The organism is Candidatus Poribacteria bacterium (genome assembly GCA_028820845.1).
Classification (GTDB): Bacteria; Poribacteria; WGA-4E; order WGA-4E; family WGA-3G; genus WGA-3G.
Window position 1 is genome coordinate 111,168 of the sequence record JAPPII010000067.1, and the last position, 10,398, is coordinate 121,565.

10 protein-coding genes are annotated in these 10,398 nt (G+C 47.2%); 6 read left to right on the forward strand and 4 right to left on the reverse strand.

All coding sequences use genetic code 11. The features are described from left to right. Nucleotides 1–29: 29 nt before the first annotated feature. The 4 genes from tyrS to OXN25_13945 all read right to left on the reverse strand — a co-directional run bounded on the left by tyrS (nucleotide 30) and on the right by OXN25_13945 (nucleotide 3,850). Nucleotides 30–1,307, reverse strand: coding sequence for a tyrosine--tRNA ligase (gene tyrS, locus OXN25_13930; protein MDE0425955.1), 1,278 nt, complete (start codon nucleotides 1,305–1,307; stop codon nucleotides 30–32). Nucleotides 1,308–1,418: 111 nt separating this feature from the next. Beyond that, on the reverse strand, nucleotides 1,419–1,997 hold the full coding sequence (locus OXN25_13935) for a Uma2 family endonuclease (GenBank protein ID MDE0425956.1): 579 nt from the start codon (nucleotides 1,995–1,997) through the stop codon (nucleotides 1,419–1,421). Between the two features lie 81 nt (nucleotides 1,998–2,078). Continuing rightward, entirely contained in the window at nucleotides 2,079–2,813 is a 735-nt protein-coding gene (locus tag OXN25_13940; protein MDE0425957.1) for an RraA family protein, read from the reverse strand. A gap of 158 nt (nucleotides 2,814–2,971) precedes the next feature. Then, complete coding sequence (locus OXN25_13945) at nucleotides 2,972–3,850, reverse strand: aldolase/citrate lyase family protein (GenBank protein ID MDE0425958.1); 879 nt, start codon at nucleotides 3,848–3,850, stop codon at nucleotides 2,972–2,974. 218 nt (nucleotides 3,851–4,068) lie between these two features. Between OXN25_13945 and OXN25_13950 the strand changes: the two genes are divergently transcribed. The 6 genes from OXN25_13950 to OXN25_13975 all read left to right on the forward strand — a co-directional run bounded on the left by OXN25_13950 (nucleotide 4,069) and on the right by OXN25_13975 (nucleotide 10,330). Further along, nucleotides 4,069–5,019 carry a zinc-binding dehydrogenase gene (locus tag OXN25_13950; GenBank protein ID MDE0425959.1) on the forward strand — a complete coding sequence of 317 codons (951 nt, stop codon included), beginning with the start codon at nucleotides 4,069–4,071 and terminating at the stop codon, nucleotides 5,017–5,019. Between the two features lie 254 nt (nucleotides 5,020–5,273). Continuing rightward, nucleotides 5,274–5,807 carry an RNA polymerase sigma factor gene (locus OXN25_13955; GenBank protein MDE0425960.1) on the forward strand — a complete coding sequence of 178 codons (534 nt, stop codon included), beginning with the start codon at nucleotides 5,274–5,276 and terminating at the stop codon, nucleotides 5,805–5,807. Beyond that, nucleotides 5,804–6,484: a zf-HC2 domain-containing protein gene (locus OXN25_13960; protein ID MDE0425961.1), complete on the forward strand. Its 681-nt coding sequence runs from the start codon at nucleotides 5,804–5,806 to the stop codon at nucleotides 6,482–6,484. The genes OXN25_13955 and OXN25_13960 overlap by 4 nt, the downstream gene beginning before the upstream one ends. Continuing rightward, nucleotides 6,481–7,149: a DUF4252 domain-containing protein gene (locus OXN25_13965; GenBank protein ID MDE0425962.1), complete on the forward strand. Its 669-nt coding sequence runs from the start codon at nucleotides 6,481–6,483 to the stop codon at nucleotides 7,147–7,149. The genes OXN25_13960 and OXN25_13965 overlap by 4 nt, the downstream gene beginning before the upstream one ends. Continuing rightward, entirely contained in the window at nucleotides 7,146–9,710 is a 2,565-nt protein-coding gene (locus OXN25_13970; protein MDE0425963.1) for a DUF4252 domain-containing protein, read from the forward strand. Before OXN25_13965 ends, OXN25_13970 begins: the two co-directional genes overlap by 4 nt. Before the next feature lie 71 nt (nucleotides 9,711–9,781). After that, complete coding sequence (locus tag OXN25_13975; protein MDE0425964.1) at nucleotides 9,782–10,330, forward strand: hypothetical protein; 549 nt, start codon at nucleotides 9,782–9,784, stop codon at nucleotides 10,328–10,330. The last annotated feature ends 68 nt before the right edge of the window (nucleotides 10,331–10,398 follow it).

The window sequence follows — 10,398 nt, forward strand, 5'->3', positions numbered from 1 at the left end:
ACGCCTATTATAAAAATCTTCGGTTATAATTATTCTTTTTCAATAATAATTCTGTGATACCGTTTCTTCCCAGCACGGAGAAGCAAAGCATTCTCCTCAAGCAGACCCGTATGGATCACTGTACCTATTGCATCACATTTTTCTTCGTTGATGTATGCGCCGCCTTGCTGAACAAGTCGTCGTGCTTCGCTGCGGGAATTTGCTAACCCGACTTCATGAAACAACTCCATGATGGGAATGCCCTTCTCAAGTCGCTCGGAAGCGATAGCCGAAGTCGGCATTGCGATGTCATCAAGATTGCCACCACTAAATGCGGCACGTGCCGCTGCTTGTGCTTTGTCCGCCGCTGCTTTTCCATGGGCAAGTTGTGTGGTTTCGTAAGCCAGGACTTCTTTTGCCTCCCGAATCGCCTCATCCTTCAAACTCCCAAGTCTTTGGACTTCGTCCATGGGAAGAAAGGTGAAATAAGCGAGGAATCGAGAGACATCTCGGTCGTCGGTGTTAATCCAGTATTGATAAAACTCGTAAGGTGATGTCCGTTCAGCATCGAGCCAGACTGCACCGCCTGCGGTTTTTCCCATTTTTGCGCCGCTTGCCGTAGTCAACAATGGAAAAGTGAGTCCATGTACGCGCGCACCCTCAATCCGGCGGACGAGATCGACACCGGCAAGGATATTACCCCACTGGTCGTCTCCGCCGAACTGGAGGCGGCATCCATACTCCCGAAAAAGACACAAATAATCGTACGCTTGGAGGAGTTGATAGTTAAATTCAAGGAACGAGAGTCCGAGTTCGCGCTCAAGCCGTTGTCGATACCCTTCCGCTCGAATCATCTCATTGACTCGGAAGTGTTTACCGATGTCACGTAGAAATTCGATGTAATTTATAGAAAGCAACCAATCAGCGTTGTTGAGAAATCTCCCTACTTCCGAGACATCCTGTGAATCATCAACATCTGCTATGCCGTTATCAAGATTTAGGTAACGCTGGAGCTGCGTGAGAATACTTTTTCCATTTGCTGCGATATTTTCCTGTGACAGCATCGGACGCATCTCGGTTTTGTCGGTTGGATCACCAATCATGGTTGTGCCGCCACCGATGATTGCGATCGGTTTATGTCCGGCGCGTTGCAGATGTGCCATCGCCATTATGGGAACAAGACTCCCGACATGCAGGCTGGATGCTGTTGGGTCAAAACCGACATAGTAGGTAACCTGTCCTTCGGATAGAAGCTGGGCAACCTGTTCTGCATTCGTAGTCTGTTTAACAAAACCCCGCTCATTTAGGGTTTCAAAAACGTTGTGCATTTTTTATCCTATTTCAGTCTTAATTTATATTTTTTTTAAATAGTATATAAGATTTTTATGTCCTTGCCAAATAATTTTTTAAGATTTTAGACGTTTTTCAAACTTTTGAGATTAACTGGCGACGAGTTCGACCCGTCTATAAATATCCTGTAAACGGAGTTCGCAGCCTATAGAGAAAAGCGAGAGGACATCCTCAAGTTCCCGAAACTCGGTTTGCATCCACCCCGACTCTTGACGACAATAATGTTCAACGCGAACCTCATCTTGCGAAATGAGAATGTAATCTTTTAGAGAACCAATTTGCCGATAATGCTCAAATTTCTCACCTCTATCGTAAGCTTCAGTTGAGCGTGACAGGACCTCCACGACGACAGTGGGATTCAGGAGAATGTCAAAAGTATCATCTTCAGCGCGCGGTTCCCCGCAAACAACGACAACATCCGGGTAAAAGTAGGATTCTGTTTGCTGTGCCTTCACCCGCATATCGCTTGCGACGGCTCGGCATTCTCCATCCATCAATTGAATATTAAGATACGTTACTATATTCGCTGTGATGAAATTATGGGCGAAACTTGCGCCGGACATGGCGACTATCTGTCCGTTGATGTATTCATGTTTTGTCGTCGCCTTGCGTTCAAAAGCGAGGTACTCTTCAGGGGTCAGATAGGTTTGTACCGCAAGAGATGACATGCGTACCTCCATAGATTCCATTCCAGATGAGTGGCGATTTCAATCTTGAGATCGCCACTACAAGTTTAACAAAAAACGTGTCTATTCCTCATCATCCTCTGCATAAGAGTGTCCGCTAAAAATTGCGCGGACCTGCTTTGCTGTCTTTGGACCTGAGAGCAATTTCCCAATCCGATCGCCTTCTTCTTTAAGTAAAGCCTTGACGTTTGTCAGCACTGCTTCCAGTTTGTCACCGGGAAACTTGCACGCGCCATTCTCATCCATGTGGATAATTTCGCCGGGTGCGACGTCCATACCGGCTATTGAGACTGGAACGTTGACAGCCTGAACCGCCATCGCGCCGTGTCCGGGTGTGATGCCACTTAACAGGTATTGGAATTCCATAGGACGGATTTCGTCAATGTCGCGTGACGGACCATTTGAGATCGCACCGAGGCAACCGATCGCTTTCATCGCTGCAGTCATGTTACCGCCTGCCAAGCCGACCTTGTTCTCGAATTCAGGCGGAAATTTTTGCTCAAATGCCAGAATTGTTGGCTGCTTGGAGGCACCTAACGCATCAATAACATCCATAAAGGAGAGCCCGGGATAGTTCGGATCGGGCACACCGTAGACACATGTCACTGCATACCCAGCAACAGCACCAAGTTCAGGGTACATACAACGGATAGTCGTATCTGTATACCAATTTTCTGTCCACGGATTGTAAAGTCCCAGACAGAGCGGACTCGTCGGATACGTAGCGACCACATTCGTAATCGAGGGTGTATCATATTTACGGAGTTCTGCCAACATTTCCTGTTCTGTTAATGCCATAGTATATTTTCCTTTCTGGCTATCAGCGGTCAGCATTATAGCCATCAGCCATCGGCTGTCAGCCCTCAGCAAAGACGCAAGCGTTATAAAATGTCTCTTTTCTTTATTTCCGATAGCCACTTTGCTGAAAGCGAAGCGACCTGACAGCTGATAGCCAGTTAAACAGCCATTTCCCTACCGGCGTGCGCACGTCCGATGCGTGCAGCTTCTTCGCCACCCCCGGTAATTCGCACACCCGCGTCAATACTTTCCTTAATTGTATCAGGTGACGTGCTCTCCAAAAAATGAATGCCAGAGGCTTGGCATGCAGCAAAGACGCGATTTCGGGCATCTTCTAATTCTTGTGGGCGCGGACTCGGCGGGTTCATGTAGCCAAACGACATGCTCATATCACCGGGGCCCCACTCTGCGAAGGCAATTCCCGGAACCTGTGCGGTAATCTCAACGTTTGCTAATGCCCGCTTATTCTCAAATTTGAGTCCGAGCAAGAGTTCACCCTTCGGATTCAGTGGCCAGGGATCGGCGACCTCAAGATATTCGTTAGCGGAAATGCCCCAGATGGGTGCGGCGGAACCTTGCCCTGCAGACCCGCGGCGTCCGACATTCAATTGTGTACCAACCCCGACAGTTTGGAAGGGGTAGCGGCATGCTTCAACAAACGCTTTGACTGCCTCTGGAGATTCAGCATGGCAAAGCAAGAGACCGTGGACCCCACGCGCAAGGAGTTGCCGCATCTGCCAACCGTTGGCACGAATCACGTCTGCACTGATGCCATCTACGGGTAACTCAACAATGATAGCCGGCGTTGTATGTCCACTATTGGTCGGTCCACCATCAACGAGTCCGCGCATGAAACTATCCAATCCAGCAAGATCAAAAGCCCCGTGCTCCATGCCGACGTTGATATAATCTGCCCAAGTTTTCGCCATCGCGACGCCGGCATCATAGTTGAGAGCCGCGCCTGTGTGACTGCCAGTGTAGAAGACAGGCAGATCGTTTTCGAGTAACTCGATCGCTTTATTAATGCGTTTCGGCATTCCCGTTCTCCTTACTTTGAAGGTGCAATACATAAAAAGGGTCGATCGTTTCGGAACCAATTTTTTATAATTTGAATTTTATAGAAAGTCTGATAATCTGTCAACGGATTTTTTTTAAAGAATAGAGATTCTGAAAATCCTTGACAAATCTAAGAGCCTTGTATAAACTAAAAAGCGGGATTCGGTATTAAAAATTTTTGTAAGGAGTTATTAATATCGTGAGAGCACTTGTTGTCAAATTATTGCCAGATAATCGACGTGAAAAGATTGTTGCTACCGACTGGAAAGAACCTTCTCCACCTGTCGGAAACGAGGTACTGTGCCAAGCCGTCTTCACTGGTCTTACCAACGGAACGGAACGGAATCAACTTATCGGGGGTAACTATTCAGCCTCCGATACACGGCTGCCGACCACCGATGGCTACCAAAACGTCGGCAGGGTTATTGAAACCGGCCCGGACGTAACGAACCTCAAGATTGGTGACCTAATTTATGCCAGCGTGAACCATGTCGAGCGGTTCACTATTCCAGAAGATGGGCTCCTGCTGAAATTGCCAGAGGACGTTGATCCTGGAGAGGCCGCCCTTTTCGGCATCTCCGGTGTAGCGATGCACTGTTGTCGTCGGGTCAATCCGCGTATTGGCGAAAAAGTGCTTATTGTCGGACAAGGATGCATCGGCATGTTCGCTGCCCAAATTGCTAACGCCATGGGTGCCCGCGTCACGGTCTGTGACATTGAAGAATCACGCTTAGAACAGATGCGTCAACTCGGTGTAGCGGAACAGGTGCTCAATACAAGTGATGACGGTTGGGAAGCACAGATTCAAGATGGTACCTTTGACGCTATTATGGATTTCGCTGGCGTTCCAGACATGGTTACACCCATGATTCACGCCTGTAAGGTCCGGGGTCGTTTGCTCTTAGTCGCCGGGCGATTTGACGTTAATTACACTTTTAACGTCGGTCAACACAAGGAGATCAGCATCCTTCAGTGTAGCCACTTCACTTGTGATGATCTGGAAAATCTTTGCAGGCTGCTTCGCCAAGGTTCGGTCAAGATTGCTCCGCTGATTCGACACCGTGTAAATATTGATGAGGCACCACAGATATATCAATGGCTCCGCGACGAACCGATGCGCTTGTTGGGGACGGTATTCCAGTGGGAATAGACTAACGGGCAGCCACCAGGGCTGCCCCTACTACCCTCGCGTATTTCTCTCATCTCTCCAAAATTATGCAACCTTCCCGCCTCAAAACCGCATCTTAATCATCAAACCAACTCATATTTTTATAAATACGACTGCGGTTGACAAAGGTTACACCTCCCGTCACACCTATATTTATGAGGAAATTTGCAGAAAAGTGCAACCTTTTTTCAACTCGTTTGTAGTAATGTTAACCTCAAAACGCGCGGAGTTGAAACATGACAGAAGATAAATTCCTTGAACTTGTCCACGAGCACAAGACTCAGATTTATCAGCATGCTCTTTATCTACTCAGAAACCGAGAAGATGCGGAAGATATAACGCAGGAAACGTTCATAAAAGCGTGGGAGAACCGGCGCAAATTACGTCTGAAGACCGTGCGTTCATGGTTGCTCAAATGCGCACAGAATCTCTGTTTCAACCTGCTAAAGCGGCAAAAATTCCAAGAACCTCTAACAGAAGGAGACGAGAGGGAGCTCGAAACGCTACTGCATAGACATACGCATCAGTCAAATCCATCGCCTGACGAAATTGTCATCAGACGGGAACTTAAAGCGTCCGTACATTGTGCGATCAAAAAATTGCCGCCAGAAATGCGTTCAGTGATAATTATGCGGGAATTGGAAGGTATGAATTTCAAAGAGATTGCACAGGTATTAGAGCAACCCGAAGGTACTGTGAAATCAACCGCATTTCGTGCCCGTAAGAAATTGCGGGAACTCTTGCGTCCCTACTGGAGAAATGACGAATGAACCAATTTTCACGCCCTCAAGATTTACTTTGTTCGGAAGTTCAGGACACCTTAGAGGCATATCTCGCGGCTGAGCTGGATGCCGAGACACACTCGAGAATAGCGGCGCACGTTACGTCCTGCCCGAAATGTCAAGATGAGGTGCATTTCGCCCAAACAATCAGCGAAGCCTTACACGAACTTCCGAGATTGGAACCACCCCCAAAAGTCTTTGATGCGGTCGAGGCTTATGTCCGTGCCCATCCAGATAAGGGTGAAAGATGGTGGCACCGGTTATTTCAATTATCTACATTCTGGGATAATTTGACGTTCTCACTTGTTCGCGTAGGTGCAGTGGTATGTCTGTTTGGAATTGTCGCGTTTGGTATTTACCAGTATCAACAGCATCAAAAAATCATGCAAGCTTCCCGGGACCTCAATTATGTGCTAAGTAAGTTAAATTACGCAGTCGAAAGAACGGGTATCGTTGTTAAAGAAAAACTTCCGAATGTCCAGATTGATGAGACTTCGCAGCGTCCGTTTGTTCGGATTGAAGAAGCCTCACGTCGGGCATTGAAACAGAAACAAAATATTTCATCCGCAATCCATAGAAGTTTGGATAGCCTCAACAGGTTACCTGAAAACGCTCTGGATACGGAACACAATCAAAACTTACAGCAAGAAGGAGAAACACAATGAACAGATTCACCCTTACAGCCCTTTTAATAGTTTGCTGCCTCTTCACGGTAGGGTACGCCCTGACTAACGGTGTGGCAAAAGCAGAGACCATCCGCGGCAAAATAGCAATGGACCTACCAGATGCCTCTGCCCCTAAAATGGTAATTAATCTGGATAAAACATTCTTCAACCTACTTATCAATTTCGGCGTTGCGAGCATTCCAAAATCTGATGGAGATCCACCCACCAACATGACAGCATATACGGAGTATGCCGACATGCTAAAAGGTGCGGCTGTCCGGGCTTACGATAAAGAGACGGAAGATCTCAACCAGATAGTAGACCGCTATCAAGGTATACTTGCAGACGAAAAGTGGGAACATATTGTCAAAGTCACGGACAAATTTAATCTCAGTCTACTCTATGCGGAAGAACCGGGGATACTGCACGGTATTTTTGTCACGATTATCGACGACGAGAGTTGGAGTTTTGTGAATATCTACGGGGAGATCAACTTTCAGAAACTCGGTGCTCTATTTGGACGCGTTATGGCATCGAGTTCGGAAGAGGGGATGTCAAAGACGATTCGTGATTTGGTAAACTCTATCAACCCGGAAGGATCAGACGAAGCACCGAAATTAGAAACAGAAACAAATGACCCCTCAAATAAGGAGGAGAACCAATGAAACTGCAAAAGTACGGTGCCCTGCTGTTCATACTATCGTTTTTAGTTTTATCGCTGATACCGATGCAGTCAGCAGTTGCACAACAGGAAACACCTGACGAAACCAAGAGAAAAGGACTTATCATCTTTGATTCTTCAGACTCACTTGAAGCAAAAGTTGAGGTTAACCTAACGGCAAAACTTATCAACTTGGTTACGAAATCAGTGAGCAATACGCCAGAAGTTGCGGAGTTAATTCAGATGCTGGACGGCATTTATGTACGCACTTATGATAGGCTCACGATCGACGAAGAGGGATTTATTAGCTACTTTCAGCAGCGGCTCAAGGAAGATAATTGGGAAGTCCTTGTGAAAATTAAGGACGAGAATGAGGTCGTAGAAATTAGCCTGCTGTTTGACGAAGATGTAGTCTACGGGATTTTTGCGATTGTGATGCCTGAAACGTCTGGAGAAGTCACTTTTGTCAATATCGTTGGGGAAATCGCGCCAGAACGGATTGAGGACCTGCTCAGCAATCTGAGCAATTTTGGTGCGACGGATATCAACGTTGGCGATGCGCTGAAGGCGCAGCCGAAATCAATTGCAGATACCGTCCAGAAAGAGTTACTCGCTGTAAAAGTCGAAAATGCGCCAATTATTGATGGAGCCCTTGACGATGCGTGTTGGAAAATCGCCCACGCAGCGAGTAATTTCACGCATGAGCGTAGTGGAAATCCGGTCGAGGATGATACAACAGTCAAACTGATTTACACAGACGAAGCGATCTACGTCGCATGGCATCTCTATGATAGCGAACCGGATAAGATCATTGCTCTGCAAACTCAAGACCATGTCCGGTTTAAAACGACGGAGGATTGGGTCTCTTTCAGCATTGATCCTTTCCACACACACCGATTTTCTAATCGTACCTACTTCATGGCAAACCCGTCTGGCAAAAAATTCGTCCACTCTCCCAAACAGGACGCAAACAAAACCGAATGGATGGAGCAGTGGAACGTCGCCGCTAACATCAATGCGACTGGCTGGGTTGTGGAGATGGAAATTCCGTGGAAAATGTTGGATTACCCAGATACAACCGAACCGATTCGGATGGGGATCAACTTTGACCGAGGACAAGCACGGACGGGTACACGTTCTTGGTGGTCAAATATAGGTGTTGATCATACTTTTAAAAATGACGGACACTGGCTCCATGTGCTACCGCCACCAAAATCCTCTGGTACACAAGGTTGGTTAGACACCTTAGAACCCAGTGAACCCACAGAACCTGTTGAACCCACAGAACTCGTTGAACCCACAGAACCCATTGAACCCGTTGAGCCAACGGAACCCGTTTTAGGAAGGACCCAGAATGTCTCTCTGACACCAGTTCGTCCTACAGTGGTGAATTCATCAAGCGCGGACATTTTCCGTCCGGTGAGTGCCAGCACGCTCAATCCTGTGGATGGACTGCGACTCAGCGGCGGCTTTGAAATCGGCAAACGGTGGCATTCGGATCCGCTCTTTTTTGCGGGATCAGGCTCAATGATTCGCGGAAATGAAAACGGGACTACTGCTTCAATTGATATTGATGAAAATGATTCTTGGAGGCGTTACCGTCCGTCAGTGGGTCCCTTTCTGTTTGGAACAATGAGTTATGGTTTCTCAAGCGAAAGCCTGAACTACCGAGCGGGTGGTGGCGTGGCATTAGGAGAAGCCTCGCATCTGACGTATAGCGCACAAATCCATCGATTAACATCTGTCAGAGATAGAGACATCTTGCTAAGCGATAGCGAGCAGTTTTTGCGGGGGTTATGGGGTACGGATTTCCAAGACTACTATCTCAGAGAGGGCGCGGTAATGGCACTGCAATGGCAATCTCCAAGTATCAAGCACTCGCTCGGCGCGTTCCTACTTTGGGAAGAGCACGAAAGTCTACACAGGACGATGAATTTTCATCTCAGAAACTGGTCAGCACATCCCGACTTAGCGGGCCGGAGCAATTCCCCAATACATGATGGAAGCATGCGGAGTATCTCCATAAAATACGATTTTGATAACCGAGGAGATACTGACTTAAAATACGATCCCGATAGTCCGTACGGTGGAAACACAAGTGAGTGGTACAACACGTTTCTTGTGGAGCATGCCAGTCCTACAATAGGCTCGGATTTCGATTTTACGCGCTTCCAGGCACACTTCCGACACTACTCGCCTATTGGAGACGACCAAATTGTTGCGCGCTTGAAAGTCGGACTTGCGACTGCGCCATTGCCTTTTCAACGTCAATTTGTAATCGGTGGGATCGGAACACTCCGTGGGTACTCTCTTTATGAATTTGTAGGCAACCACGGATTCCTCTTCAACCTGGAGTATGCTCGCAGTATAGGCGACAACGCGTCCATTATCCCCTTTGTAGACGTAGGACAAGTGTGGTATCGCTTGGAAGACATAAAAGATATGCAGCCGAAGGTTAATCTCGGTATAGGCTTCCAAGGGGGACCGTTCAGATTGAACTTCGCACGAGCCCTTGAAGAGGGGCGCGGGTATCAAGTCGATTTCAAATGGTCTCGCATGTTTTAGTCTGAGAGAAACGGGCGGCACCGCTGCGCTTGCCCGTTTCGGACACTCCCCAAAGGGAAAGTGAGAATACAATGAGATATACAACAATTATTGCGATTTCCCTTACCTTGCTTCTGGGAGCATTTGGATGTGGGGGCGATGAACAAGATCTCACGAAAGAGAATTCTTCGGTCGTGCTGAGTGATTCAGAGCAAGCAGCCCTTGCAGAAGAACTCGCATCCATAGAGCGTTACTTCCAACTTCCAATAGAAAAACGAATGGAAAAATCAGGGGAATTGCTGATAAGGTATCTTGATCTTAAAGACAAAGACCCAGAGGGATCACTAAAAACCTTGAAAAGTGCCTTTTATATCATCGCTAAAGGCGAACACCCACTTATGGAAGAATGGTTAGAGATTGTTCCGAGGGTCGTCGGCGTAGATGAAGGCCTGCTCACTGACCTCCAGCGACTCAATGAGATAGAACTTGAGATCGCTCGACATAATAATGAGAATAGAGAATACATCCACGAATTGGAAGAAACTGGTGAGGAATTACAAGCTGCGATTAACGACCTTAAAGCACAAGGCTTAGATCCGAAGACCTTTAAAGTTCCTCTCAAGGTAGAGTTAGACGAATGAATCACTCGCGTTTTATTAGGTAGTGTTTACATTGTGTAAGTTATTGACATTTTTGTTAGGTTTTGGTA

Bases quoted from the DNA above. Each gene is read 5' to 3' on its own strand.
- tyrS (MDE0425955.1), bottom strand. From the start codon at position 1,307: ATGCACAACGTTTTTGAAACCCTAAATGAGCGGGGTTTTGTTAAACAG.
- OXN25_13935 (MDE0425956.1), bottom strand. From the start codon at position 1,997: ATGTCATCTCTTGCGGTACAAACCTATCTGACCCCTGAAGAGTACCTC.
- OXN25_13940 (MDE0425957.1), bottom strand. From the start codon at position 2,813: ATGGCATTAACAGAACAGGAAATGTTGGCAGAACTCCGTAAATATGAT.
- OXN25_13945 (MDE0425958.1), bottom strand. From the start codon at position 3,850: ATGCCGAAACGCATTAATAAAGCGATCGAGTTACTCGAAAACGATCTG.
- OXN25_13955 (MDE0425960.1), top strand. From the start codon at position 5,274: ATGACAGAAGATAAATTCCTTGAACTTGTCCACGAGCACAAGACTCAG.
- OXN25_13960 (MDE0425961.1), top strand. From the start codon at position 5,804: ATGAACCAATTTTCACGCCCTCAAGATTTACTTTGTTCGGAAGTTCAG.
- OXN25_13965 (MDE0425962.1), top strand. From the start codon at position 6,481: ATGAACAGATTCACCCTTACAGCCCTTTTAATAGTTTGCTGCCTCTTC.
- OXN25_13970 (MDE0425963.1), top strand. From the start codon at position 7,146: ATGAAACTGCAAAAGTACGGTGCCCTGCTGTTCATACTATCGTTTTTA.
- OXN25_13975 (MDE0425964.1), top strand. From the start codon at position 9,782: ATGAGATATACAACAATTATTGCGATTTCCCTTACCTTGCTTCTGGGA.